Genomic DNA, 26,316 nt, shown 5'->3' with positions numbered 1-26,316 from the left:
CTGTCACTTTGACATGCCCATGTCCAATCTCGTGCATTGATCCACCCCCCACGAACGGATGGGAGAACCATGGCCGGTGGCCTGCTCCTGAGCGGCGCGATCGCCGCGCTGCTCACCAGCGCACTTCCCGCGCAATCCCCGTCCTCCGGGTTCGACGACCCGCCCCCGGACAAGATCATCATCAAGGTTGCCACGGTGAACGGCTCCGGCTGTCCGCAGGGCACGGCAGCGGTCGCCGTCTCCGAGGACAACACGGCGTTCACGGTGACCTACAGCGACTACCTCGCCCAGGCCGGCGGGAACTCCGATCCGACCGCGTTCCGCAGGAACTGCCAGCTCAGCCTGGTCGTACACGTCCCCGGCGGCTTCACCTACGCCATCGCGAGCGCGGACTACCGGGGCTTCGCCTCCCTCCAGCGCGGCGCGAGCGCGAGCCAGCGGGCCTCGTACTACTTCCAGGGCTCGCCCAGCACGGTCTACAAGAACCACCCCTTCAGCGGCCCCCTCAACGACAACTGGCAGGCCACCGACGAGACGGACTGGGCCCAACTGGTCTACGCACCCTGCGGAGTCCAGCGCAACTTCAACATCAACACCGAACTCCGGGTCAACGCCGGCACCCAGTCGGCCGACAAGGTCAGCTTCATGACCATGGACTCCACGGACGGGGACATCAGCACGGTGTACCACCTGGCGTGGAAGGAGTGCCCGAAGAAGTCGTGACGGTGTGAACGGGGGTGGCTCAGCGGGCCCGCTGTCGGGCGAGCCGGGTGAGCCACCCTTGGTGCTGCGTTCAGGAGATCGCCTTGATCGCCTGCCATCCACCCGAGCCGACCACGACGGGCGGACCGAGCGGACCGCTCCTGCGGCCCGGTTGGCGGTCGAGCCCAGTGAGGCCGGGCCGGTTCCGCCGTCCGGGACCCTATCGGCGTCCGAGTCCTCTGTGCTGCGGCCGCCGGTTGTCGGTCGACGGCAGCAGCGGCTCCAGCACGGCCCACTCAGCGTGGGTCAGGTCACCCCTGCTGGTCATGTTCAGACCAGAGGATTTCGTCGAGCTGCGACTATGGCTTGGCCGCCTTCATCAGCTCCACCAGGCTGGAGAAGCTGTCTGCCGCATGCCCGGCGTCCATGCCGCGCCGGAACAGAGCGGCTACGGCGGCCGGAAGCGCGGTGTCGACGCCCGCGTCGGCGTTGGTGTGCAGAACGTGTTCGACGCTGGCCATACCCATGGCGAGGCGGTCCACGTCGCCGCTGTGCTCGCCGGCGTCGATGCGCTCGGCGTAGAAGGAGAGGAAGCCCGGCATCCCGGTCATGGTCTCGGTGGCGTGCGGGAGGACGTCTGCCGCCGTGAGTCCGTTGGCGTCGGCGAGGGCGATGGCCTGCCAGTAACTGAGCATGGATGTCCAGAACATGCCCATGCCTATCTGGTACAGGAGCGCGGCCAGGCCAGGGTCCTCGCCCCGGTAGTCCGTGCCGGTCAGGACTTCGAGGGTGGACCTGTGTGCCTCGAACACCTCGCGCGGCCCGCTGTAGAAGGTGGACGACTCGGGCTGCCCGATGCCGGAAGGCGGAACAGTGACACCGCCGGTGAGGTGGACCGCGCCGCGCTCGGACACCCACCGTGCCCCACTGCGGGTCTTCTCCGGGGTGTCGGAGCTGAGGTTGACGAGGACGCGGCCGGTCAGGACGTGGGACGCCGGTTCCAGCACGGTGTACATCGCGTCGTAGTCGGTGAGGCTCAGGACGACCAGTTCGTTGGCGGCGACGGCGTCTTCGACGCTCTTTGCGAGTACAGCGCCGCGCGCGACGAGGGCATCGGCACGGGACGCAGTGCGGTTCCAGACGGTGACGTGGTGTCCCTGCCGGAGTAAGGCGTGGACCATTGCCTGCCCCATGGGGCCGAGTCCGATGACCGTCACAGACTGCTTGATGCTCATTTGGGAAGACCTCCGCGGGATGTGTTCACGACCAACCGCCGCCCCGGCACGAGCCGGTGCCGCAACGAGGATGAGACTAAAACGAGCGCTCTATCCAGAGCATGGAGCAATGTAGCACGGCTCTAAAATGAACGTTCTAACCAGTAGGGTGTGCGCATGGGACAGGCCAGCACCCGGGACCGGATCGTCATCGCCGCAGCGCGCCTGCTGCAGCGCCAGGGCTATGTCGGCACGGGCATCAAGCAGATCGCCAAGGAGGCGGAGGCCACATTGGGCTCCGTCTACCACTTTTTCCCGGGCGGCAAAGAGGCCGTCGCGGTCGCCGCCATCAAGTACAGCGACCGGGAGTTCGCGGCGGTCCTCCGCGACGCTCTGAACAGCGAGGAGGCCCCGGGCGCGGCCGTAGAAGCCTGCGCCGGACAGCTCGCCGAAGGACTGCGCGCATCGGATTGGACCGACGGCTGCCCGGTCACGGCAGCGGCACTGGAAACCCTGGGAACCGACTCCGAAATCCAGCAGGCATGCGCCGACGCGCTGCGCAGCTGGGAGCAGATCGTCACCGAGAGGCTCCTACGCTCCGGCTTCCAGGTCCGCGACGCCGGGGAGTTGGCGACCACCATCATCAGCGCCCTGGAAGGCGCCGAAGTGACGGCCCAGGTCAACCGCAGCGAGGAACCACTACGGGTGACGGGCCGACAACTGGCCCGCCTGGTGGGTTCGTACGGAGCGCCCCGCTCGTAAGGACCACGTGTGCAACCTGATCCTGCTGGACCGCGCTACGACCCGGTGACCCACGGCTACGACTACGTGACGGTGAAGTCCCTGGACGACCTCAACACCATGCTCGGCATCTGACTCGCCACGCACCCCCTCCCGCACGGGCAGCCCCGAAAGACCCCCTATGGGGTCGCGGTCGGCGGCCAGGAGGACATCGGTGGTGCCGCAGAAGAAGCTGGTTCGACAACCAAGGCACTGACGCCGCACGGCTCGCCCGAACCAGCGCGTGCAATGCGGCGATGCCGCTGCTGCCCGACTGTGCACCCGGCCGGTCGTCCGAGTGATCAGTTCTCGGCTTGAGGTGTGAGGGCCGCGGCCGTGGCGGTGATGAAAGCCTCCGGGTTGTCCAGCATGATGTTGTGGCCGCAGTCAGGGATCGCGACGACGGACACCCCGGCCTTCGTGAGGGCGTCGGCGCCCGGGAGCGGGCCGTCGGCCTCGGGGAGCAGGAAGGTGCGGGGGATCTTCAGATCCAGCAGGAGCTCGCGCATCGTCGGGACCGTGCCGCGGGTGAGGTGGAACGCGCTGCGGTGCAGGGCCTCGCGGCCCGCCAGGCGCATCGTGGACCACCAGTGCTCGCCGACCCGGTCGCGGACTTCCTCCCAGCCGCCGCCCGTCACGAACTCCTCCTCGGAGTAGGCGGCGATGCCACTGCTGCCCGAGGAGCCCGGCGCGCGTGGGATGGGGTCGAGGTTGGCGTCGACGAGCACCAGGCGGGAGACCAGGTGGGGGTGGCGGGCCGCCAGGACGATCGCCACCGAGCCGCCCATGCTGTGGGCGATCACATCGGCGGCCGAGACGCCCGCCGCCGTCAGGGCGTTGGCGAGGGCGTCGGCGTGTGATTCCAGGGTGTAGTCGAAGTGCGTCGGGCGGTCGCTGATGCCGTGGCCCAGGAGGTCCAGGAGCAGGGAGCGGTGCCCGGTCAGCTTCGGGTCGACCGCGACGGAAGTGAAGTAGGCCGGTGATGTGGCGCCCAGTCCGTGCAGGTAGACGCGTGGCGGTTCCTGCCCCGGCAGTTCGACCCAGCGGATTCGGTCGCCCTCGGGGGTTACGGCGGCGCTGCGCACGGTCTGCTCTCCTGCGGTTACGACGTTGGGAGACATGAGAGTAGCCACTGAGGTTGGATGAGCCATGGAGTTCTTCTGCTACCACCGCGACCGGCCCGGCTCCCTGCCGCTGCGTGAGGAGTTGGGGGAGGCGCACTGGGCCTACATGGACCGGTACGAGGCGGAGCTGATCGCCCGCGGGCCGACCTTCGCGGGTGACGGGGAGACGCCCACCGGCAGCGTGCACATCGTCGACCTGCCGGATGTCGCCGCCGCCCGCGCGTTCGCCTTCGACGAGCCCAACTACCAGGCCGGGGTGTACCGGGACGTGCTGTTGCGGCGGTGGCGGAATGTACTGGGGCGGACGATGTGGGAGTTTCCCGGTGGACGGACAGGCGGGAAGCGGTACCTCGTTCTCGGGTTCGGCTCGGGGACAGGCGCCGATCCGGATGTGCCGGGCGGCGGCTTGCGGGACGAACTGATCGCGTACGGGCCGCTGCTGTCCGACGACGGTGTTGTCTGGCTGGGTACGGCGGCCCTGCTCCGGGCCCCGGACAGGGAGGCGGCGCGCGCTGTGCTGACCCCGGGCCGGTACGCCGACGTCGAGGTGCACGACTGGGAGTTCGGCGGGCGGCGGTGAGAGCGGGAGCCGGCCCTGCCCCGCTTTTGGGTGCTGGTGGGCCCGCCCGCTTCTTGGGCAGTGTCGTGCTTCCGTGAGCCGAGTAAAGGGCGCTGCGCGTCGCCTTCGGCGATGGCCCTGCGGGCCACCCTTGACTCGGCTCTCTCCAGCACGGGAGAGAAGCGAGCGAGCGGCTCCTTGGCCCACCGGAGGGACCGGCAGGCCTGGGTCACCCGCCTTTCGGGTCGCTCGTTCGCCTCTCTCACGGGCTGGAGCGGCCTGGGGCAAGGGTCGGCCGGAGGCCGATCGCCGAAGGCGACTGCCCGGCGTGTTCCCGCAAGCCCTGGACCACCGCCCCGAACGTCCGCAAGCTGTCCGACGGCTCCGGCTCGCCGCCCGTGCCCGTCCCCATCGCGCCATCGACCACCGTCGAATCACCTCCCCCGCGCCACGGTCACGGCACGTCACCAGTACTGTCCCGTGCGTGACCGCGTACGCTGGCCCGCCGTACGCGGCTCCGGCCTCGCACAGTCGGGTTCCGGCGCGGGAGATTGGCCGCATGACAGCACCTGCCACTCCCCAACCTGCCGTCACCGTGCGTGTGTTCGTGCAGCGGTTCAGCGCGACTCCCCGGGGCGCCCGCCTGGCCCGGCACCTGGCCGTGGGCCGGCTGCACACCTGGGGCATCCCCCTATGACTCGGACGCCTCCGACGCCGTCGCCCTGATCGTCTCCGAGCTCGCCGCCAGTGCCGTGACGCACGGGCGCGTGCCGGGCCGGGACTTCGAGCTGGGGCTGTCGCTCGTCGGCGGCAGCGTCCGTGTCGAGGTGACCGACACGCACAGCGGGCCGCCGAGCCCGCCCGGGCCACGCGGCGTGGAGCAGCCGGGGCCCCTCGACGAACACGGCCGGGGACTGTCCCTCGTCGCCGCGCTCGCCGACCGGTGGGAGGTCCTGGAGCGGAAGCCGTCGCCCGGGAAGACCGTGCGTGCCGAGGTCGACCTGCCGGGCCGGCTTTCCCTGGTGCGGACGGTCACGGCCGGTCAGTAGGTGCGCGGCATGGCAGGGCGAGTGCGACTGCGGACTCCTCCCGGCGGTCTGAAATGATCTGCGCACCCTGAAATGATCTGCGCCACACCGGTGTTGGCGATGTCATGACTCAGAGACCGGCACCTCGCCTCCTGTCCGACGCGGCCCTCTCCGACCTGCTCGCCGCGCAGCAGTTCGGCACGCTCGCCACCGTCAAACGCAGTGGCCACCCCCACCTGACCACCATGCTGTACAGCTGGGACGCCGAGGCCCGCACGGTGCGGTTCTCGACGACGGCCGACCGCATCAAGGTCAAGCATCTGCGCCGCGAACCGCGTGCGGCGTTGCACGTGCAGGGCGGGGACGTCTGGTCGTTCGCCGTCGCGGAGGGCGACGCCGAGGTCTCCGACGTCACGAGGGAGCCCGGCGACCCGGTCGGCCGGGAGCTGCTCGCGATGATCCCGGCGGGCGCCGCACCGGAGGACGAGGACGCCTTCCTCCAGGAGCTGGTCGACGAGCGGCGCGTCGTCATCCGGCTGAAGGTGGACCGGCTGTACGGGACCGCGCTCGACGTCGAGGGATAGGGCCGCGGCACGATGAGCGCATGAACGGACAACGGGGAAGCACGGCAGAACAATCCCTCGCGGACCTCGCCCGGCGACTGCTCGCGGCGGACACCGGCGGCTGGACGCCTGACGGGGTGAAGGCTTTGGCGGACGGGCTCGGCTGGGTCCGGGGCGGCACGGCTGACCATCCCGTCCTGGTCACCGGCCGGTCCTCGGGCGACGCCCGCCTGCGTCCCGTCGGCACCTACGAAGAGCGTTACGCCGACGGCGAGTCGTACGTGGAGCTCGCGGTGCCGGTGGCGACCGCCGCACCCGACGCCGCCGCGCAGGCCGCCGCCTTCCGGGCGGCCAACGAGGAACTGACCGCAGCCCTGGGCCGGCCGCCCGTCATGGGTTCGCACGGCGACATGGGCCCCTTCTACGACAGCGGGCCGCTGTGGGGCGCCCCCTTCATGCGCTGGCGCGGCAGCCCGGACACCCTGGAGCTGCGCGCCGGGAAGGCGGGACCGGAGCTGGTGTTGCAGCCCACCGACCCGGCCGAGAACTGGTTCTGGCGCCAGGGCATCGGCGAAGAGCATGCGATCAGCGGCTTCTTCGGCAGCAACCGCGATCCGGCCAACGCCGGCCTCGGCTTCCCCGGCGGCTGGACGGCCCGCAGCTGGCAGACCGTCACCCGGTCGCTGGGCGACTTCCTCGGGGCCCTGCCCGCGGAGGCGACCGCCCTCGGCATCAGTGTCGGGATGCCGTTCTACGGGCGGACCGCCGGTGGTGCGCCCCTCCTCTTCGACGTCACGTGCGGCGACCGGCTGTCGATCGGCTGCTTCGCCCCGGACGGCGTCGACGCGGCCTCGCTCGGCTGGGGCACCGTCGCCGAGCACCCGGGTACGGCCTCGGTCTGGCGCGACGACGATCCGGTGTGGCGCGTCGACGCGGGAGGCCCTGGCGAACCCGAGGGCCCCGCCCTCGCGGCGATGCTCGTGGCGACGGCCAGGGCGGCGGGGGTGAGCGAGCCGGCCGGTCTGATCGTCGGCGGTGAGGCCGAGTACGTGGACGGCTACCACGTCAGGTACTACGGGCTGGGCCTTCCGACCGGCTGACACGTCCGGCCACTCGGATCTCGGCCGATGTCCCCTGGTCCGCGCAGCTGTTGCTGCGCGGACCATTGACGCGCAAGGGGTTCGATTCTACGGTCCGTTCGAACTTGCGAATGTTGTTCGAAATTTCGAGCAGCTCTTACCCCCACCGCAAGGAGAGGACCCGCATGAGCCGCAGTCCCCGTACGCTCCGGCGGCGAACCGCCCTGTTCGCCCTGCCCGCCGCCGCCCTTCTGGCGTTGATCCCCGGCACGGCCTCCGCGTACCCCAACCCCGGCCGGGTCACCGGAGACGTCGTCACGCACGACCCCTCGATGATCCGCACCTCGTCCGGGCAGTACCTGCTGTACGCCACCGGTGGCGGCATCTCCGGCAAGGCGTCCAGCGACCGCACCGCGTTCAGGAACAGCGCCGACGCCTTCGGCAACCGGCCGAGCTGGTGGCGGAACTACTCGTCCGTCCCGGAGGCCTGGGCTCCGGACATCTCGTACCACGGCGGCAAGTACCTGATGTACTACTCCGTCTCGAAGTTCGGCTCGAACACCTCCGCCATCGGCCTCGCCACCTCCAGCACCGGCCTGCCGGGCAGCTGGACCGACCAGGGCACCGTCTACACGTCGAACTCCGGCAGCGACTTCAACGCCATCGACCCGAACCTCTTCGTGAACGACGACGGCAAGTGGTGGCTGTCGTTCGGCAGCTGGTGGACCGGCATCAAGATGATCCAGATCAATCCGTCCACCGGCAAGCAACTGGCCGGCAGCACCACGCGGTATTCGCTCGCCTCCCGCCCCACCGGGACCAAGGCCGTGGAAGCGCCCTTCATCGTGAAGCGGGGCGGCTACTACTACCTCTTCGCCTCGTACGACACCTGCTGCAACGGGACCAGTTCGACGTACAAGGTCAAGGTCGGGCGCGCCTCGAGCATCACCGGGCCGTACCGGGACCGGAACGGCGTCGATCTGATGAACAACGGCGGCACACCCGTCCTGGAGTCGCACGGCAACGTCGTCGGCCCCGGCGGACAGTCGATCATGAAGGACACCGACGGCGACCTGATCGTCTACCACTACTACGACGGCAACGCGGGCGGCACGCCCAAGCTCGGCATCAACCTCTTGAACTGGAGCAGCGGATGGCCCGTCGCCTACTGACCCTGCTGGCGGCCCTACTGCTCGCGCTGAGCCTCGGCCAGCCCTCCGCGAGCGCCGCCTCCTTCGCCAACCCGGTCAAGTCCGTCAAGGGCGCCGACCCCTGGATCTCATACCACGACGGCAACTACTATCTGGTGACGACGAGTTGGACCGACGTCATCACCATCCGCAAGTCCACCACCCTCGCCGGGCTCTCCACCGCTCCCAGCGTCCAGGTGTGGAAGGGCGACGCCGCCTCCCGCTGCTGCAACATCTGGGCGCCCGAGCTGCACTTCCTCAACGGCCGCTGGTACCTGTACTACGTCGCCGGGCAGAACGTGTCCGACTACAACCCGACGCAGCGCAGCCATGTGCTGGAGAGCGCGGGCTCCGACCCCATGGGGCCGTACACCTACAAGGGCCGGCTCAGCGATGTGTGGATGCTCGACCCGAGCGTGCTGAACGTGGGCGGCCGGCTGTACATGCTGGGCAGCGCGATCACCGGCGGCACACAGAACCTCGTCATCGCCCCGATGTCCAACCCCTACACCGTCAGCGGCTCCTACTCGACGATCTCGACGCCGACGCACGCCTGGGAACGGCAGGGCGGCACGGTCAACGAGGGCGCGGAGGTCCTCCAGCGCAACGGCCGCACCTTCCTGATCTACTCGGCGAGCGGCTGCTGGACCCCCGACTACAAGCTGGGCCAACTGGAGCTGACCGGCTCGAACCCGCTGTCCGCCTCCTCCTGGACCAAGAAGTCCACGCCCGTCTTCCAGCGCAGTGACGCGAACGGGGTGTACGGGCCCGGCCACAACGGCTTCTTCACCTCGCCCGACGGCCGCGAGAACTGGATCGTCTACCACGCCAACGACTCCGCCTCGGAGGGCTGCGACAACGGCCGTACGACCCGGGCGCAGAAGTTCACGTGGAACTCCGACGGCACGCCGAACCTCGGCATGCCCGTCCGGCTCGGGGCGAGCCAGGCCGGGCCCTCGGGGGAGCCGGCCACCGCCTCGACGACGTACACCGTCACCAACCGCAACAGCGGCAAGTGCATGGAGGTGACAGGGGGTTCATCGGCCGACGGGGCCAACGTCGCGCAGTACACCTGCAACGGCAACACCAACCAGCGCTGGCGCCTGGAGGACCTCGGCGACGACACCCACCGTCTGGTGAACGTCGCCACCGGCAAGGCCCTCGACACCGCCGACTGCTCGACGGCCGACGGCGCCGACCTGCGCCAGTGGTCCTGGCTGAACAACACCTGCCAGCGGTTCCAGTTCGTGGCCACGGACGGTGGTTATGTCCGTATCACCAACAAGGCAACCGGCAAGGTGGCCGACGTCGCCAACTGCTCGACGGCGGACGGCGCGGACGTACGCCAGTGGACGTGGCTGAACAACACCTGCCAGCAATGGAAACTGACGGCGGTATAGCTCCCCAGGGGCGCGGGGCTGTGCTTCATGTGCGGCTCCGCCGCGTGGGCGCGAACAGCCACGACGGACCCCGCGCCGGCCCGTTACAGCACCGCCCACGGCGAGAAGGCGCTACCCGGCCTGCCCCATCCCCGCCGCGTTGGGCCAGCTCTGCGCGGCGGGCCACCCCGTGGCGGGCGCCGGCGTCAGCCCGTTCGTGCCCCGCACCTGCGCGGCCGTCAGGCCCCCACGGGCCGGGACACCGGGCGGCGTGGGCCCGGTGAACGGGGCGGCCATGGGCGAAGGCGCGGGCACGGGGGCCGGCGCCGGAGCGGGGACCGACGCCGGAGCCGGGAAGGACGCCGGGGCCTGGGCCGCGGGCGCCAGGGGCGGTGCCGGGGCGGCCATCGGCTGGGGCGCTGACTGAGGCATCTGCTGAGGCATCTGCTGGGGCATCTGCGGCTGCGGCATCTGCGCCGCAGCCGGCATCGGCATCCCACCGCCCACGCCCGCCGGTACGGCGGACGCGGCGGCGGGGAGCGGCATGCCGATGCCGGTGGCCGGAACGGGCGCCGGAGCAGGGGCCGCCGGGGCCGGTGCGAGTCCCGGTCCGCCCACGCTCGCGGCCGCCGGGGCCGGTGCGAGTCCCGGCCCACCCACGCTCGCGGCCGCCGGGGCGGGGGCGAGTCCCGGTCCGCCCACACTCGCCGCCGCCGGGGCCGGGGCGAGCCCCGGCCCGCCGGCCCCCGCGGCGGCGGCCGGCGCCGCGGCCATCCCCACCGCCTGCGCCGCGAGCCCCCGCATGCCCGACCCGTTCGTCTCGCTCACCAGACGGTCCACGGCCGCCGTACCCGAGCTGTAGCTGGTCCCGTTGCCCAGCTCGGGTACGGCGGCTCCCCTCCTGGACGTCCCGTAGAGCACCTGTTCCAGGCCGGACACCAGGCGACGCACGTCCACCTGGGGGCGCACCACGAGACGCAGGAAGCGACTGGACGAGCCGATCTTGTTGCCGCACTCGCGGACCAGGATCCGGTGCTCGGTGAGCATCCGGTCCCGGACGACGGTGCCCTCGGCGCCCACGGGGAGGCGCACGAAGAGGAAGTTGCCCTGCGACGGGTAGACCGTCAGCCCGGGCAGGGAAGAGAGCTGGCCGGCCATGTCGAGCCGGTCGCGGCGCACCTGATGCAGGCTCTGCGCGTACTCGGCGCCGTGCTCCTTCAGCATGAAGACGACGTGCTCGGCGAAGGAGTTGAGGTTCCACTTGGGGAGCATCGAGCGGACCCGGCTCGCGAGCGCCGGGTTGGCGACGAGGTAGCCGAAGCGGATGCCGTGCAGGCCGAAGTTCTTGCCGAGGCTGCGCAGCACGATGACGTTGGGCCGCAGCATCGCCTCCTGGACGACGGACGGCTCGGCCTCGGCGTCCGCGAACTCCAGGAACGACTCGTCGACGACGATCAGATCGAGGTCCGCCATGGCGTCCATGAACTGCACGATGGCGTGCTTGTGCAGGAAGCCACCGTCGGGGTTGTTCGGGTTGCAGATCACCGCGACGCGCGTGCCGCGGGACCGGATGAACTCGGCGTACTGCGCGAGGTCGAGGGCGAAGCCGCTGGATTCCTGGAGCGGGAACATGTCGACCCGCTTGCCGGTCTCCATGGGCTGGTCGGTCCAGCGGCCGAAGGTGGGGACGGGGACGGCGAGGGACTCGCGGACCAGCAGGTGGTCGATCCAGGTGATGAGCTCGGTCGAGCCGTTGCCCATGGCCACGCACTGCGGGGGCAGCTGGAGCAGGCTGCACAGCTCGGCCGTGATCGTGTCGGCGCTGGACGGGTAGTACGTGATGATGTCGCGCAGCCGGCCCGCCATGTCCTCGAACATGGCCGGGGTCGGGAAGTAGGGGTTGCAGGGGATACAGAAGTCCACGGGGCCGGCTCCCTCGCCGCCCTCGCGTGTCAGAGCCGCCATCGACGGGCTGTGTGCCGCGGTACTGCGGAACAGCGACGTGACGTTGTCGGCCATGGAACCTCCGTATGAGGCGGGCCCGTGGGGACGGCCGGACCCGACGTTTAAGGGCGGCCCGCGCGGGGGAGCGCGGGCCGCCCTTTCATACGGAGGCCACAGTGGCACTGTTCAACCGTCGGGAAAACGGTCAGAACTTGTGTCCACTCTGTGAAGACCTGTCAGTGGCCTCAGCAGTCGAACGTGTGGATCGTCGTCGTCCGGTACGTCTGCCCCGGCCGCAGCACCGTCGACGGGAACTTCGGCTTGTTCGGCGAGTCCGGGAAGTGCTGCGTCTCCAGGCACAGCGCGTCGCCCTGCCGGTAGGTGCGGCCGGACGGGCCAGTCAGCGTGCCGTCGAGGAAGTTGCCGGAGTAGAACTGCAGGCCCGGCTCGTTCGTGGCGATCTTCAGGCTGCGGCCGGAGGCCGGGTCGCGCAGGGTGGCCACGTGCTCGGGCCGGGCGGTGATGCCCTTGTCCAGGACCCAGTTGTGGTCGAAGCCCTTGGCGGTCACCAGCTGCGGGTGCGAGGTGCGGATGTCCCGGCCGATCGGCTTGGTCCGGCCGAAGTCGAAGGGAGTGCCCGCGACCTTGGCCAGCTCGCCCGTGGGGATCAGGCCCGCGTCGGTGGGCGTGTAGCGGGAGGCGGCGATCTGGAGCTCGTGGTCCTCGATCGTGCCGCTGCCCTCACCGGCGAGGTTCCAGTAGACGTGGCTGGTGAGGTTGACGACGGTGGCCTTGTCCGTGGTGGCCTCGTAGTCGATGCGCCAGTCGCCGTGCCGGGTGAGCGTGTACGTCACCTTGGTCTTGAGCGTGCCCGGGTAGCCCATCTCGCCGTCGACGCTCGTGTAGTACAGGTACAGGCCGACGTCGGAGCCCTTGGTGAACGGCTCGACGTCCCACACGCGCTTGTCGAAGCCCTGGGTGCCGCCGTGCAGGCTCTGCTCGCCGTCGTTCACGGACAGCTGGTAGTTCTTGCCGTCGAGGGTGAACTTGCCCTTGCCGATGCGGTTGCCGTACCGGCCGATGAGGGCACCGAAGTACGGGGTCTTCGCGACGTAGTCCTCGATGTTGTCGAAGCCCGCGGAGACGTTGGCGTACCGGCCGCGACGGTCGGGGATCTCCAGGGACTGGACGACACCGCCCCAGGAGAGGACCTTCAGGCGGGTGCCGCCGTTCTCCAGTGACCAGCTGTAGATCTTGGTGCCGTCGGCCAGCTTGCCGAAGAGCGTCTTCACCGGCTTCCTGCCTCCCGTGGCGTGCGCCGTGCCGCCGAGCGTGGTTGCGGCTATGCCCGCCGCCGCTCCCGCGATGACCGTGCGTCTGTTCAGTTCCATGTGTGCGGCTCCCGTATGAGGAGAGGGCCCCGCCGTTGTGGCGGGGCCCCCAGCTGACTTACGAACCGACCTTGCGCTTGTTCCACACGTCGAATCCGACCGCCGCCAGCAGCACCAGGCCCTTGATGACCTGCTGCCAGTCGGTGCCGATACCGACGAGGTTCATACCGTTGTTCAGAACGCCCAGGACCAGGCCACCGATGATCGCGCCGAGCACGGTGCCGACACCGCCGCTCATCGACGCACCGCCGATGAACGAGGCCGCGATCGCCTCCAGCTCGAAGTTGAGGCCGGCCTTGGGAGAGGCCGCGTTGAAGCGGGCGGCGAAGACCAGACCCGCCAGGGCCGCGAGCATGCCCATGTTCAGGAAGACCAGGAAGGTGACCTTCTTGTCCTTCACACCCGACAGCTTGGCCGCCGGGAGGTTGCCGCCGATGGCGTAGATGTGGCGGCCGATGATCGCGTTGCGCATGATGTAGCCGAAGCCGACGAGCAGCACGCCCAGGACGAGCAGCACGATCGGGGCGCCCTTGTAGCTGGCCAGCAGCATGGTGAGCGTCAGCACGGCGGCGCCGATCGCGACCAGCTTCAGCAGGAACAGCTTGGTGGGCGGGACGTCCAGGTTGAACTCCTGCTGCCGCTTGCGGTCACGGACCTCCTGGAAGATCACGAAGGCGATCATCGCGAAGCCCAGTAGCAGAGTGAGGTTGTGGTAGTTCGTGTCCGGGCCGACCTCGGGCAGGAACCCGTTGGCGACCTTCTGCAGTCCGTCCGGGAACGGGCCGAGGGTCTGGCCCTCCAGGAAGATCTCCGTCAGACCGCGGAAGATCAGCATGCCCGCCAGGGTCACGATGAACGACGGTATCCCGCCGTACGCGATGAAGAACCCTTGTACGGCACCCGCGACCGCGCCCACGGCCAGGCACAGCACCACGGCGACGGGCCAGGGCAGGTCCTGTTTCACCATGAACACGGCGGCCATCGAGCCGACGAACGCCGTCAGTGAGCCGACCGACAGGTCGATGTGGCCGGCGATGATGACCAGCATCATGCCGATCGCGAGGATCAGGATGTAGCTGTTCTGCAGCACCAGGTTGGAGACGTTGCGCGGCAGCAGCAGGTCGCCGTCGGTCCAGACGGCGAACAGCACCACGATCAGGCCCAGCGCGATCAGCATGCCGTACTGCCGCATGTTGCGGCGCATGCCGTCCATCACCAGCTGCAGCAGGCCGTCGGCCGCGGCCCCTCCGCTCTTGCCCGGCGGCGCGGGGGCCGGGCTCTTGGCGGTCACGTCCGTGCTCATCGGGTTACCTCTTTGTCCTTCGTCATCTGACGCATCAGCGATTCCTGGGAGGCCTCGGCCCGCGAGAACTCACCCGTCAGCCGCCCCGCGGCCATCGTGTAGATGCGGTCGCACATGCCGAGCAGTTCGGGCAGCTCGGAGGAGATGAAGACGACCGCCTTGCCCTGGGCGGCCAGCTGGTCGATGACCGTGTAGATCTCGTACTTGGCGCCGACGTCGATGCCGCGCGTCGGCTCGTCCAGGATCAGCACGTCCGGACCCGAGAAGATCCACTTGCTGAGGACGACCTTCTGCTGGTTGCCGCCCGACAGCTTGCCCACCGGCTCGAACACCGTCGGCGCCTTGATGTTCATGGACTTGCGGAAGCCCTCGGCGACCTGCCGCTCCGCGTGCTCGTCCACCACACCGCGCTTGGCGACCTTGCCCAGGGCGCTCAGCGAGATGTTCCGGTTGATGGTGTCGATGAGGTTCAGTCCGTAGTGCTTGCGGTCCTCGGTGACGTACGCGATGCCGTGCTTGACCGCCTCGGGGACGGACTTCGTACGGATCTCCTTGCCGTCCTTCAGGACCGTGCCGCCGGCGTACCGGCCGTAGGTGCGGCCGAAGACGCTCATCGCGAGTTCGGTGCGCCCGGCGCCCATGAGGCCGGCGATCCCGACGATCTCCCCGCGCCGCACGTGGAGCGACACGTCGTCGCACACCTTGCGCTGCTGGTCGATCGGGTGGTGCACGGTCCAGCCCCGGATCTCCAGGGCCGGCGCCGCGCCCTCCTCGGGCTCGTGCGGCGACCGCTCCGGGAAGCGGTTCTCCAGGTCGCGGCCGACCATGCCGCTGATGATCCGGTCCTCGGAGGTCTCCGGGGCCTTCACATCGAGGGTCTCGATGGTCTGGCCGTCGCGGAGGATCGTCACCGAGTCGGCGACCTTGCGGATCTCGTTGAGCTTGTGGGAGATGATGATCGAGGTGATGCCCTGCTTCTTCAACTCCAGGATGAGATCCAGGAGTTTGTCGCTGTCCTCGTCGTTCAGGGCGGCGGTCGGCTCATCCAGGATGAGCAGCTTCACCTTCTTCGACAGGGCCTTCGCGATCTCCACGAGCTGCTGCTTGCCCACGCCGATGTCGGCGACGCGGGTGTCGGGGTGGTCGGCCAGCCCGACCCGCCGCAGCAGCTCGGTGGCGTGCCGCAGCGTCTCCCTCCAGTCGATGAACCCACCCTTGGCGTGCTCGTTGCCGAGGAAAATGTTCTCCGCGAGGGAGAGGTACGGCGACAGCGCCAGTTCCTGGTGGATGATGACGATGCCGCGCTGCTCGCTCGCCCGGATGTCCTTGAACTCGCAGACCTCACCCTCGAAGAGGATGTCGCCTTCGTACGTGCCGTGCGGGTGGACGCCGGAGAGGACCTTCATCAAGGTCGACTTGCCGGCGCCGTTCTCCCCGCAGATGGCGTGGACCTCGCCCTGCCGGACGGTCAGTGTGACGTCCGACAGCGCCTTGACGCCGGGAAAGGTCTTGACGATCGAGCGCATTTCCAGGACGGGTCCCGCCATGGTCGTGCCTTCCAATCAGTGGTGAATCGTCGGTCGGTGGCGGGGACTACTTGAGGTCGCTCTCCTTGAGGTAGCCGGAGTCGACGAGCTCCTTCTGGTAGTTGCTCTTGTCGACGGCGACCGGCTCCAGCAGGTAGGCCGGGACGACCTTCGCGCCGTTGTCGTAGGTCTTGGTGTCGTTGACCTCGGGCTTCTTCTTGTTGAGCAGCGCGTCGACCATGTTCGAGGACACCTTGGCGAGCTGACGGAGGTCCTTGTAGACGGTCATCGACTGCTGGCCGGAGATGATCGACTTCACCGAGGCGACCTCGGCGTCCTGGCCCGTGACGACCGGCAGCGGCTTGCTCTTGGAGCCGTAGTCGTCCGACTTCAGCGCCGACAGGATGCCGATGGAGATGCCGTCGTAGGGGGAGAGGACCGCGTCGACGCGCTCGCTCTTGTAGGCCGACGTCAGGACGTCGTCCATGCGCTTCTGGGCGGTGCCGCCGTCCCAGCGCAGGGTGGTGACCTGGTTGAGCTTGGTCTGGCCGGAGCGGACGACGAGCTGCTTCTTGTCGATGTAGGGCTGCAGGACCTTCATCGCGCCGCCGAAGAAGTAGCGGGTGTTGTTGTCGTCGTTGGAGCCGGCGAACAGCTCGATGTTGAAGGGGCCCTTCTTGGAGCCGTCCTTCAGGCCGAGCTTCTCGACGATGTAGGTGCCCTGGAGCTCGCCGACCTTCTCGTTGTCGAACGAGGCGTAGTAGTCGACGTTCTTCGTGCCGAGGATCAGGCGGTCGTAGGAGATGACCGGGATGTTGGCGTCCTTGGCCTGCTGGAGCACGTTGTTCATCGACTTGTTGTCGATCGCGGCGATGATCAGCGCCTTGACGCCCTGCGTGATCAGGTTCTCGACCTGTGAGACCTGCTGGTCCGGGTCGTCCTCGCCGTAGACCAGCTTGGTCTTGTAGCCCTTGGACTCCAGCTCCGTCACGACGTTCTTGCCGTCGGCGATCCAGCGCTCGGAGGACTTGGTCGGCATCGCGATGCCGATCGTCGCGCCCTTGGTGTCGCCTTCGCTGTCCTTGCTGCCCCCCTCGCCGCTCTGGCCGCAGGCGGACAGGGTGAGGGCGAGGGACGCGGCTCCGGCTATGGCGGTGAGAGCGGCTCTGCGGTTACGCATGATCATCATCCTTGATGTTGGCAGGGCTCGGTCTGAGGGCGCGAAGTCGTTCCGGGTGGTCGTGCCGGAAAGACCGAGAAGAGATGTGTGGGATTGTGCGCGGCTGTGTCTTTTTTTGTAAGGCGAGTAGCCGGAACGTTATGACGAGATTTCGAACCGTTGCAGATCGCCGGGCAGCCGTGAGCCGAGCGGCGCCATGTCGCCGTCCGCTCCGTGGCGGGCCAGGAGGTCCAGAGCGAGCCGGCCGCGCCGCACGCGTTCCTTGGCGGTGGCCAGGGTCAGCTCCCGCATGTGGTGCCCGTAGGGGTAGATCGCCGGCGCCTTGGACAGGCCGAACTTCAGGTACAACGGGGCCCCGCGTCTGATGAGTTCGGCCACCTCGTACATCCGCACGTAGCCGCCGAGGTCGTCGGGGGCCTCGATGTACATGTCCATCGGGGCGCCCGACACCCGCCGTATCTCGGTGAGGTGATCGAGCGTCAGGTCGCTCGGCACATTGACCGAGTCGGCGCCGAGGCGCTCGTAGACCGCGTACGCGGCCGGGTTGACGGGGCCGATGAGCGCGGAGACCTTGAGTGTCGTGTCGGCCGGGATGATTCCGGCGGCCCGTGCCCGGTGCAGCGTCCACAGCACGCCCTCGTCGGCGACGAGCAGGCACTTGACACCCAACTCCGTTGCCCTGACGGCGTCTTCGACACAGCCGGCGACGGCGTCGTGGCCCCGGGCGCGCAGCCCGGCCCCCCGCGAGTCGGTGCGCGTGGACCCGCCGATGTCCCAGGTGCCGCGCGGGCCGGTGAACAGGCAGAGCTCGATGTCGCGCTCACCGGTCGACTCGACCATCTCGGTGATCTCGGCGTCGGTCAGCATCCACACGCCGCTGCCCTGGCTGATCCGGTGGATCGGCACGTCCAGCCGTGAGGCCTCCTTCAGCACCACCGCCAGCGCCTCGGGACCCTCGCAGGAGGGGATCTCGGTGCGCCAGCGGCCGCCGCCGGGGAAGGAGTGCGGCGAGGCGTCGGCGGGGTCGGGGGCGGGTGCGCTCAGGCCCAGGGCGGTGAGCGCCTGCTCACCGGGCCTGCGGGCTGCCGTGGCGGAAGCGTCGGTCACAGGAATGTCCTTCGGTTCGATATTTCGGACAAGGTTCGCGGCTCTGAGTACGGCGCGGCTCTGAGTACGGCGCTCGGGGTGGGGCAAGGCTGGGTGTACGCCGGTACGGGAGCCGTCAGGTTGCCCCCGTACCGGCGTACGTCTAGGGGCGGAGCAGGACCTTGCCCACCTTGGGATCGCCGGCCCCGACCAGTTCGATGGCCTGCGCGAACTCGGTGAGCGGCAGCTCGTGCGTCACCAGCGGCAGCGGGTCGAGCAGGCCGGCGGCGAACACCCGCACCGTGTGCGCCCAGGCGTCCGGCGGGGCACCGAAGACGGTGTGCACCTCCAGCTGCCGTACGACGAGGTCGGTCGGGTCGAGACCGTCGGCGTCCGGTGCCGGGATGCCGGTCAGGACCAGCCGGCCGCCCCGCCTGAGCAGGCCGGCCGAGGTCCGGGCGGCGTCCGCGGACCCGGCCGTCTCGATCACCACGTCGAAGTCGTCCGGGAGTTCCTGGTCCTTCGTCCGGAAGTCCGTCGCGCCGTACTGCCGCGACAGCGCCTCACGGTCCCGGCGGGTGCCGACGACCAGCAGCTCGGCCGGCGAGTTCGCCTTCAGGAACTGCACGGCGAACATGCCGAGGGTGCCGGTGCCGACCACGGCGACGCGCTCGCCGGGCTGCGCGTTGCCCTTCAGCGCGGCGGCCGCGATGCACGCGGCGGGCTCCAGGAGGGCCGCGGCCGTGAGGTCGCAGTCGTCCGGGAGGGCGTGCAGGAGACGGGCCGGGAGGGTCAGCGTGGCCGCCATCGCGCCCGGCTGGGTGAACCCGGTCTCCTCGTAGCCGGCCGTGCACAGGGTCGTGTCGCCCGCGTGGCAGCGATCGCAGACCTGACAGTTTCGAAAGCCCTCACCGACGACCTTGCGGCCGACGAGGGACTCCGGGACGCCTGCGCCCACGGCCTCCACCGTCCCGGACCACTCGTGGCCCGGGGTCAGCGGGTAGCGCACATAGCCCTCGGGGCGGTTGCCCTGGTAGACCTCGCGGTCGCTGCCGCAGATCCCGGAGGCGTGCACCCGGACCAGCGCCTCGCCGGCCGCGGGCCGCCGGGGCTCGTGCGGGACGAGACGGTGCTCGCCCGGGGCGTCGATGACGACCGCGGTGCTCACTGCGGGCCCTTCGGCTTGCGCTGTTCCCAGCCCTCCGCCCAGAGGTCGAAGCGGGCCTGCTGCTGGGGGAACTCGGCGGCGGCGTCGACGTCCAGCTCCACACCGAGGCCGGGGGCGTCGGAGAGGTGGAAGCAGCCGTCCTCCGGGTTCACCTGCGGGGCGCCCTTGACGACCTTCTTGATCTCCGCGTCGGCGAAGTCGTTGAAGTGCTCCAGGATCTTGAAGTTCGGGGCGGTGAAGCCGACCTGCAGGGACGCGGCGGTCAGGACCGGGCCGCCCACGTTGTGGGGGGCCACGAGCATGTAGTGCGTCTCGGCGGTCGCCGCGAGCTTCCTGGTCTCCCAGATGCCGCCGATGTGGCCGACGTCCGGCTGGATGATGTCGACGGCCTGGCTCTCGAACAGCTCCCGGAACTCGATCCGGTCGTGGATGCGCTCACCGGTGGCGACCGGCATGTCGACCTTGGCGGCGACCTTCTCCAGCGCCTTGAAATTCTCCGGCGGGACCGGCTCCTCCAGCCAAGCCGGCTTGAACGGCGCCAGCTCCCTGGCCAGGCGCACGGCCGTGGCGGGGGAGAAGCGGCCGTGCATCTCCAGCATCAGCTCGGCCTCGGGGCCGATGGCGTCCCGGACCGCCTCGATCAGGGAGACGGCGTACAGGGTCTGCTGGTGGTCCAGCTCGAAGTGGCCGGTGCCGAAGGGGTCGATCTTGAGCGCCCGGTAGCCGCGCTCCATCACGCCCTGGGCGGCCTTGTGGTAGGCCTCCGGGGTCCGCTCGGTGGTGTACCAGCCGTTGGCGTATGCCTTGACCTTGTCGGTGACCTTGCCGCCCAGCAGCTGCCAGACGGGGACCCCCAGGGCCTTGCCCTTGATGTCCCAGCACGCCATCTCGATCACGGCGATGCCGGACATGACGATCTCGCCCGCACGGCCGTAGTCGCCGTACTTCATGCGCTTGACGAGGTCCTCGACAGCGAAGGGGTCGGAGCCGAGAATGTGATTGGCCTCGGCCTCCCTCAGGTAACCGAGAAGGGCGTCGGTGTGTCCCAGCATCCGGGTCTCGCCGACTCCGGTGAGCCCCTCGTCGGTGTGCACCTGGACGTACGTCAGGTTGCGCCAAGGCGTCCCGACCACGTGTGTGCTGATTCCGGTGATGCGCACGGCGGTTGTCCCTCGCAGCTTCGTCGGCTCTGGTTTTTCGTCAGTGTGTTCCGTCAGCATCCCGCTCGTGGTCCGGCGACTCGGTCTGTTCGAGATTTCGGCACACGTTCGAAATGCTGGCGTGACAGTAAGGATCGGGCGGCAGAGGTGTCAATGGGTCGCGCGCATAACGGTTTCGACAGTTTCGAAACCATGGGTGAGTCGTGTCCCTACAGAACCTTCACAGCTGGATCTAGGAACGTGACCTGCGCGGAACTTAATCTTCCCGCGAGATGGACTACTGCGACCCGTGCCGACGGCACCTCAACGGCGCCCTTGCCTGCCCGGGGTGCGGCACCTCGGCCGAAACGCTGCGGCGGCGTGAGCCGGGGTACGGCTACGACGGCACTGCGTCCGAGAGCGCCGGTGGCGCGCCGGAGGGGCCGGCAGGGTCGGACGCCGCGTACGGCGATGACGATGACGACGCTGAGCACCTGGGACGCGCCGCGCGTCGTCGGGGCCGCGGGCGCGGGCACGGCCCGGCCGTCGACAGCCCGGGCGGGTCGAGCCGGCGGGACCGCAAGGCCGCCGCACACCGCCGGCGCCGGCGCCGGACCCTGTTCGTGGCGGCGGGGTTCGTGCTGGCCGCGGGCGGTCTGAGCCTCGCGGAGCTCGGCATGGACGCCCCCAGCTCGACGCCGAAGCCGGCCGCGGCCGGGGGCGAGTCGGCGGACGGGGACGCCTCGGCGGAGGCGGGGGAGCCGGGCAGCGCTTCCGGCGGGAAGGGAGCCGGGGCTGCGGACGCGTCAGGCTCCGCCTCACCGGAGGCATCTGACACGCCGTCCGCTTCCGGATCCCCGAAGGACGAGACGTCGGAGTCCCCGAAGGGCGACGAACCGGCGAAGGACCCCGAGTCGGCCACGGCGGGAGGCGCCCCCAGCCGCCCGGCATCCGCTCCCACGGCCGCCCCGCCGGCCCCGGCCCCGACGCCGACATCGGGTCCGACCACCCCGGAACCGGAACCATCCCCGTCCCAGACGTGCAACCGGTTCCTGTGGTGGTGCACGTAAGACCTGTCGGCCATTCTCGGCAGCACGCGGGGAACGGAATCGCCCCTTCCTGCCCCTGAATACCGGGCCGCAAACGTCGAGTTCGCGGCACCCGGGGTCGTGCCCGGTTCCGAGCGCCCTTTTTCCGTGACCGGAGCGCCGTGTACATCTTTCCGCGTCCGCGCAGGATTCGCTCGGACGGACCTTTCAGAAGGGGGAAAGAAATGAAGCTCATCAAGGCTGCGCCGAAGCCCAAGAAGGTTGTCTTCTCCGTGATGTACAACGCTTCCTGAGCGGCTCTCCGGACATCACTGAACGCCCGGGGCGGAGAACCGTCCCGGGCGTTTCAACTCGGCACCACCAGGGGGACTTTTGCGTCGTGTCACAGTTGAGGCGCGCAGGAAAACAGTGGGATTCCTACCGGTCAAGGAGCTGCTGCACGGGGCGCGGACCGACAGCTGGCCGCGGCAGGCCCTGATCGGGCTGAAGCTCCTGTCTCCCGACGACCCGGCCTGCGCCGCGGTCGAGGAGACGGAGAGCCTGACCGATGCGGCGCAGGCGCACGACCGCATCCGCTTCTTCCTCAAGGACCGTCTCGTCCGCAACTTCCGGGACGTCGGCCGGGCATGGGCGCGGGACGCCGGCTCGGTCTCGGTCGAGGTGGCCGGGTGCGAGCACCTGGACGACGGCAGCCGGCTCTTCTTCGAGACGCTGGCCACGCTCGGAACAGACGTCACCGTACGGCTGTTCCCCGGCGCTCCCGGCACGGACGTCGCACCGGCGTACGAGGAGAACGCCCGGGAGCGGCGCGTCGAACACCTCTGCTCGACCGCCGGGAGCCCGGGGGAGGGCGATCTCGACTTCCTCATGGAAGAGGCAGACCGGTATCTGAGCCTCGGCGACAGCTGGTCGGCCGAACGGATCCTGTCCGTAGTGCTCAACCACCGCGCCGAGCCCGCCGTCTGGGGAAAACTCGGCCTCTCCTACGCCATGCAGGGCCGGACGATGGAGGCCGAGTTCTGCTACCTGCGCTGGCGGGAAAGCACCTCGGCGGTCGCGGCGACGGGTGCGGATTACGCCCTGTCCATGCTGTACGCGCGACACCATCCACCCTTTCTCCGGTCCCTGGACAAGGCCGCCGAGTTCCTGGAACACGGTTATGCGCTGCTCCAACGATCGCGGCAGGCAGACGTCGAGGACCTGGACTTCCACAAGGTCTTCAACCGGAACGGATACGCGCTGGTCGAATTCCGGCGTGGGAGGGTCGACGAGGCGATCGCGCTCCTCACCGACGGAATCGCACGGCTGCGCTCCGGCTCCGCGAAGAATCGCATGCACCAGACCGTGCTCGTGTACAACCTCGCGCAGTGTTACCGCCGGTCGGGCCATCACGCCGAGGCGATCAGGGCCTATCGGCAACTGCTCGAACTCGACGGCAAGATGCCGGAATATCACATGGAACTGGCGCACTGTCACCTGGACCTCGGTGATTTCACCGAGGCCCTCGCCTGTCTGCTGACCGCGCGCGACCTCGGCCCGTCCATCCAGGAAGTCCACTCGCTGCTGGGGTTCACCTACCTCCAGCTGGGCCGCCCCGACGACGCCGTGAGCGCGTACCGCGCCGCCCACGCGTTCGTCCCGGGAGACAACGACGCCCTCTACGATCTGGCGTACGCCCTGGGGGAGAGCGAGGATTACGAGTCCGCGCTGAAACTGCTGCTCTGCGCCGACCTCACCGGCCTGCCGCCGGACAGCGCGGTCAAGTTCCTGACGCTGACCGCCGAGCAGCACGCGGCCGCCGGAGACCTGCCCGCCGCCCGGCAGGCGCTTCAAGAGGTGGTCGTGCTCGCTCCCGACGACCGCGACGCGCGTGCCAACCTGGACCAGGTGGTCGCCGCGATGACGGGATGAACGTGACAAGAGGCCTTCCGCACAAGGCAGTCGACCCCGGGCGGCGGGCGACCGGCAGCCGCCGGCTCGCCGCCTTCACCTTCCTGTTCTTCACGGGCATGTGGCTGTCCAAGACCGTGCAGCCCCTGTACTTCGAGCGCCACGGACATCTGGTGGCCTTCGGCCTGTCGTACACCGCGATGGCCGTCGCCGGCACGGCCTCCGTCTTCACTGGGCGGCTGGCGGACCGCTGGGGCAGCCGGCCCGTCTTCCTGGCGGGCACGCTGCTGTATGCGGCGGGCATGGCGCTGCGGGTGGTGCACGCGCTGCCCGTCGTCGCCGTGGTGTCCGGGTTCGTGGCCGGCCTCGGCGCCTCCGGGATCTTCATCGCGATCCGTACCTGGATCGTGCACCACGTGGCGGAGGAGCAGCGGGCCGGGGTCGTCGCCCGCCGGGAGTTCATGAACCACGCCGGGATGGCCCTGGGCACCGGCGCGGCGGGCGCTCTGGTCGCGCTGGCCGGGGGCGACGACCGGGGATACGTCTTCGTCCTGCTGCTGGCGGCGGGCTGTGTGCTGGCCGCGGCCCTGGCCGTCCCCCCGGACCGCACGGCAGCCCGCCCGGGTTCCGGAACCGCCCCCGGCGACAAGGCCGGACCCGGCCTGCTCCAGACCCTGCGCGGGAACCGGGCGCTGGCGTGCGGGGTCGTGGGAACCGGGCTGCTGATGGGCTTCTACGTCAGCCTTCTCACGCCCTATCTGCCCCTGCTGCTCAAGGAGCGGGGTGTACCGCTCGAACTCGTCGGTGTCGTCCTGGCCGCGGCGGGCCTGAGCAGGCTGACCGCCGCGGCGCTGGCCGGGCCGGTGCTGCGCCGGCGGCCGCCGCTGCGCGTCTTCCTGCTCTCGGAATCCGCGTGTGCCGTGGCCACGCTCGTGCTGGCGCTCGCCGTGAATCCGTGGACCGCCGCCGTGGTCCTCGTCCTGCGCGGCGTCTTCCTGCTGGGGGCGACCGTGTCCCAGGAACTGCTCCAGCTGAGCGCCTTCCCCGGTGCGGTGGCGGGAGCGTTCTTCGGCCTGGTCCAGAGCGCGTTCCTGGCCGGCGACGCACTCGGCGGCGCGGTCGGCGGCTGGCTCTACCAGGCGCTGGGAAGCGACCGCACGGTCCTGGTCGCCACGGCGCTGACCGCCGCCAACGCCGTCCTCGTGCCGATGTTCTACGGACGTCTGGGCGCCCGCACGAGCGAAACCGGCAAGGAGCCCGCGCATGTCCCTGGCTGAGGACCTCTTCACCGAGCGGGACCGGCACCTCTTCGCCTGGCACGACGGCCCCGTGCTCGGCTCCGTCGGCCCGGACGGACGGCTCGACGTCATCGAGACGGACCGCCGGGGCGGGCACCGCGTCCTGTGCCGTCCGGACCTCGACGCCGACGCGGTCCTCTTCCTGGGGGCCCGGCAGGCGCTGGCCCGGTTGTCCGTGCGGGACGACGGCCGGCTCACCGTCACCGAGACGACGCTGGACGGCAAGGAGACGCACCGCCGGGCTGATCTCCCGGCCGCCGCGGCCGGGGCATGGACGCTCCTCGACGTGCTGGAGACGGCCTGTGACACGCTCGTCCTCACCGTGGAGGACGACGCCGGCAACCGCCGGTTCCTCGACGTCGCGCCGTCCGGTCGCGTGCGCGCCCACCGGTTCCTGGACGCGCCTCCCGGCGAACCGGTCCACTGGAACGCGGAGCTTGACGTCGCCGTGCTGGCGCAGGACCGGGGCCCCTGGCCCCCGCTCCTGCGCCTGTGCGCCCCGTCGTCCGGCCGGGTCGCGGCATCGGTCGTCGGCCGCTGGCTCGACGGCGAGGGCGGTACGGGCGCGGTCCTGGCGGACCGCACGGACACCGGCACCGAGCCCACGCTCAGCCTGTGGGACCTCGGGGACGGATCCCTGACCCCGCTGCCCTCCCGCGGCTGGACGGACGACGCCCGTTTCCTGCGCGACGGCACCGGCGGCCTGCTCGCCGTCCGCACCGAGGAAGCCACCGACCGCCTCGACCTCGTCGACCCCGCCGACGGCAGCGCCCGGCCGATCGCCCCGCACCTCCCCGGAGCCGGACGCCTGCGCATCCGTGTGGCGAACCGCACCGGGATCGGCGTGTACGCCCTGAGCACCCTCACGGGCTCCTCCTGGCACTGGATCACCCCCGGAGGGGCCGTCGCCTCCAGCCCCGGGCGGATCCCCGCCCACGCGGGCGGGGCGACACGCCGGCACCACCGGCTGGGCCCCGCGCCCGCCCTGGTCTACGCCCCCGCGCGCGACCCCGTCGCCATGGTCGTGTCCCTGCACGGCGGCCCGGAGTCCATCGAGCGCGACGAGCTGCGCTGGGACGGCCTGTACCGGGAACTGCTGGACGCCGGGATCCTGGTCGTCGGCCTCAACTACGCGGGATCGGTCGGCTACGGATCACAGCACCGGCGACGGCCCTGGAGCGACTGGCGGGCGGCCTTCCGCGGTGACCTGGACGCCTGCGTCGCCGAAGCGCGGGCGCGCGGACTCGGCCCCGGGGACATCGCGCTGCTCGGCGGCAGCTTCGGCGGGGCCCTCGCGCTGCTCGGCTGCGTCCTCGACGGGCGACTGGCCGGTGCCGTCGCGTGCGCCCCCCTCGTCGACCTGCGTCGTCATGTGAACCGGGCGGTCGCGGCGGACGCCCGCTACCGGAGCTGGTTCGAGCAGCGGTTCGGCCTTGCGCCGGACACCACGGACCCCCATCCCGACTTCGACCCCGCCCGGCTCTCGGCCACGGGGGACCGGCCGGTGTTCCTCATCCACGGAGACCAGGACGAGGTCGTCGACGGGCAGGACACGGCGCGCGCCGCCGCGCTCGCGAGGGCCCAGGGCCGCCCCTGGACCCTCATCAGGGAGGACGGCATCGGCCACGTGCCGCAGAACCCCGAACAGGCGGCCCGGCGGTACGCGCACGTGCGCAGCGCCCTCCACGCGGTCCTGGGGCACAAGATCCGCTGACGGCTGAGGG

21 protein-coding genes and 2 pseudogenes are annotated in these 26,316 nt (G+C 70.0%); 12 read left to right on the top strand and 11 right to left on the bottom strand.

The genetic code is table 11. The features are described 5' to 3' along the window. Nucleotides 1-69 precede the first annotated feature (69 nt). Nucleotides 70-723 carry a DUF4360 domain-containing protein gene (locus tag CEB94_RS12890; protein ID WP_175432355.1) on the top strand — a complete coding sequence of 218 codons (654 nt, stop codon included), beginning with the start codon at nucleotides 70-72 and terminating at the stop codon, nucleotides 721-723. Between the two features lie 338 nt (nucleotides 724-1,061). On the opposite strand, the gene CEB94_RS12885 is transcribed toward CEB94_RS12890, so the two are convergent. Next, nucleotides 1,062-1,937 (bottom strand): NAD(P)-dependent oxidoreductase, encoded by an 876-nt coding sequence (locus CEB94_RS12885; RefSeq protein ID WP_175432354.1) that lies wholly within the window; start codon nucleotides 1,935-1,937, stop codon nucleotides 1,062-1,064. Nucleotides 1,938-2,093: 156 nt separating this feature from the next. Between CEB94_RS12885 and CEB94_RS12880 the strand changes: the two genes are divergently transcribed. After that, a complete protein-coding gene (locus CEB94_RS12880) occupies nucleotides 2,094-2,678 on the top strand; it encodes a TetR/AcrR family transcriptional regulator (protein ID WP_175432353.1) in 585 nt (194 codons plus the stop codon). 320 nt (nucleotides 2,679-2,998) lie between these two features. Here the strand turns inward: CEB94_RS12880 and CEB94_RS12870 are convergent, their stop codons facing one another. Then, the gene (locus CEB94_RS12870; protein ID WP_175432352.1) at nucleotides 2,999-3,781 is read right to left on the bottom strand and encodes an alpha/beta fold hydrolase; all 783 of its coding nucleotides are present in this window, start codon (nucleotides 3,779-3,781) and stop codon (nucleotides 2,999-3,001) included. Between the two features lie 64 nt (nucleotides 3,782-3,845). Here CEB94_RS12870 and CEB94_RS12865 point away from each other — a divergent pair, with 64 nt between their 5' ends. Then, nucleotides 3,846-4,400, top strand: coding sequence for a YciI family protein (locus CEB94_RS12865; protein WP_175432351.1), 555 nt, complete (start codon nucleotides 3,846-3,848; stop codon nucleotides 4,398-4,400). 295 nt (nucleotides 4,401-4,695) lie between these two features. On the opposite strand, the pseudogene CEB94_RS40860 reads toward CEB94_RS12865, so the two are convergent. After that, a pseudogene (locus tag CEB94_RS40860) lies at nucleotides 4,696-4,791 on the bottom strand (transcriptional regulator); the annotation flags it as partial. Between the two features lie 147 nt (nucleotides 4,792-4,938). Here CEB94_RS40860 and CEB94_RS12860 point away from each other — a divergent pair. The 5 genes and pseudogenes from CEB94_RS12860 to CEB94_RS12840 all read left to right on the top strand — a co-directional run bounded on the left by CEB94_RS12860 (nucleotide 4,939) and on the right by CEB94_RS12840 (nucleotide 9,639). Beyond that, nucleotides 4,939-5,428 (top strand): annotated as a pseudogene (locus CEB94_RS12860) (ATP-binding protein). Between the two features lie 104 nt (nucleotides 5,429-5,532). Further along, nucleotides 5,533-5,991: a PPOX class F420-dependent oxidoreductase gene (locus CEB94_RS12855; protein ID WP_175432350.1), complete on the top strand. Its 459-nt coding sequence runs from the start codon at nucleotides 5,533-5,535 to the stop codon at nucleotides 5,989-5,991. Between the two features lie 20 nt (nucleotides 5,992-6,011). After that, entirely contained in the window at nucleotides 6,012-7,070 is a 1,059-nt protein-coding gene (locus CEB94_RS12850) for a hypothetical protein (protein WP_175432349.1), read from the top strand. A gap of 164 nt (nucleotides 7,071-7,234) precedes the next feature. Continuing rightward, on the top strand, nucleotides 7,235-8,221 hold the full coding sequence (locus tag CEB94_RS12845; RefSeq protein WP_175432348.1) for an arabinan endo-1,5-alpha-L-arabinosidase: 987 nt from the start codon (nucleotides 7,235-7,237) through the stop codon (nucleotides 8,219-8,221). Further along, nucleotides 8,203-9,639, top strand: coding sequence for a family 43 glycosylhydrolase (locus CEB94_RS12840; protein ID WP_175432347.1), 1,437 nt, complete (start codon nucleotides 8,203-8,205; stop codon nucleotides 9,637-9,639). Before CEB94_RS12845 ends, CEB94_RS12840 begins: the two co-directional genes overlap by 19 nt. Before the next feature lie 111 nt (nucleotides 9,640-9,750). On the opposite strand, the gene CEB94_RS12835 is transcribed toward CEB94_RS12840, so the two are convergent. From CEB94_RS12835 to CEB94_RS12800, 8 genes are all read right to left on the bottom strand, one after another. Next, nucleotides 9,751-11,637, bottom strand: a complete 1,887-nt coding sequence (locus CEB94_RS12835) for a pyridoxal phosphate-dependent aminotransferase (protein WP_175432346.1) — start codon at nucleotides 11,635-11,637, stop codon at nucleotides 9,751-9,753. Between the two features lie 170 nt (nucleotides 11,638-11,807). After that, nucleotides 11,808-12,953: an aldose epimerase family protein gene (locus tag CEB94_RS12830; RefSeq protein ID WP_175432345.1), complete on the bottom strand. Its 1,146-nt coding sequence runs from the start codon at nucleotides 12,951-12,953 to the stop codon at nucleotides 11,808-11,810. A 58-nt stretch (nucleotides 12,954-13,011) separates the two neighbouring features. Then, nucleotides 13,012-14,256 carry a multiple monosaccharide ABC transporter permease gene (gene mmsB, locus CEB94_RS12825; RefSeq protein WP_175432344.1) on the bottom strand — a complete coding sequence of 415 codons (1,245 nt, stop codon included), beginning with the start codon at nucleotides 14,254-14,256 and terminating at the stop codon, nucleotides 13,012-13,014. Beyond that, the gene (gene mmsA / locus CEB94_RS12820; RefSeq protein WP_175432343.1) at nucleotides 14,253-15,803 is read right to left on the bottom strand and encodes a multiple monosaccharide ABC transporter ATP-binding protein; all 1,551 of its coding nucleotides are present in this window, start codon (nucleotides 15,801-15,803) and stop codon (nucleotides 14,253-14,255) included. The genes mmsB and mmsA overlap by 4 nt, the downstream gene beginning before the upstream one ends. Before the next feature lie 46 nt (nucleotides 15,804-15,849). Further along, entirely contained in the window at nucleotides 15,850-16,962 is a 1,113-nt protein-coding gene (gene chvE / locus CEB94_RS12815; protein ID WP_381107760.1) for a multiple monosaccharide ABC transporter substrate-binding protein, read from the bottom strand. Nucleotides 16,963-17,100: 138 nt separating this feature from the next. After that, nucleotides 17,101-18,069, bottom strand: a complete 969-nt coding sequence (locus tag CEB94_RS12810) for a hypothetical protein (RefSeq protein WP_175432341.1) — start codon at nucleotides 18,067-18,069, stop codon at nucleotides 17,101-17,103. A gap of 142 nt (nucleotides 18,070-18,211) precedes the next feature. Then, nucleotides 18,212-19,216: a zinc-dependent alcohol dehydrogenase gene (locus CEB94_RS12805; protein ID WP_175432340.1), complete on the bottom strand. Its 1,005-nt coding sequence runs from the start codon at nucleotides 19,214-19,216 to the stop codon at nucleotides 18,212-18,214. Beyond that, on the bottom strand, nucleotides 19,213-20,376 hold the full coding sequence (locus CEB94_RS12800; RefSeq protein WP_175432339.1) for a mandelate racemase/muconate lactonizing enzyme family protein: 1,164 nt from the start codon (nucleotides 20,374-20,376) through the stop codon (nucleotides 19,213-19,215). The genes CEB94_RS12805 and CEB94_RS12800 overlap by 4 nt, the downstream gene beginning before the upstream one ends. Before the next feature lie 272 nt (nucleotides 20,377-20,648). Here CEB94_RS12800 and CEB94_RS12795 point away from each other — a divergent pair, with 272 nt between their 5' ends. The 4 genes from CEB94_RS12795 (at nucleotide 20,649) to CEB94_RS12780 (ending at nucleotide 26,306) form a co-directional block, all read left to right on the top strand. Then, nucleotides 20,649-21,425 (top strand): SCO2400 family protein, encoded by a 777-nt coding sequence (locus tag CEB94_RS12795; protein WP_175432338.1) that lies wholly within the window; start codon nucleotides 20,649-20,651, stop codon nucleotides 21,423-21,425. 387 nt (nucleotides 21,426-21,812) lie between these two features. After that, nucleotides 21,813-23,315 (top strand): tetratricopeptide repeat protein, encoded by a 1,503-nt coding sequence (locus CEB94_RS12790; protein ID WP_175432337.1) that lies wholly within the window; start codon nucleotides 21,813-21,815, stop codon nucleotides 23,313-23,315. Then, a complete protein-coding gene (locus CEB94_RS12785; protein WP_175432336.1) occupies nucleotides 23,312-24,571 on the top strand; it encodes an MFS transporter in 1,260 nt (419 codons plus the stop codon). The genes CEB94_RS12790 and CEB94_RS12785 overlap by 4 nt, the downstream gene beginning before the upstream one ends. Beyond that, a complete protein-coding gene (locus tag CEB94_RS12780; protein WP_175432335.1) occupies nucleotides 24,558-26,306 on the top strand; it encodes an alpha/beta hydrolase family protein in 1,749 nt (582 codons plus the stop codon). Before CEB94_RS12785 ends, CEB94_RS12780 begins: the two co-directional genes overlap by 14 nt. The last annotated feature ends 10 nt before the right edge of the window (nucleotides 26,307-26,316 follow it).

The organism is Streptomyces hawaiiensis (assembly GCF_004803895.1).
Classification (GTDB): domain Bacteria; phylum Actinomycetota; class Actinomycetes; order Streptomycetales; family Streptomycetaceae; genus Streptomyces; species Streptomyces hawaiiensis.
The sequence above is the reverse complement of the archived record's forward strand: the minus strand, read 5'-3'. Positions and strand labels throughout refer to the sequence as shown.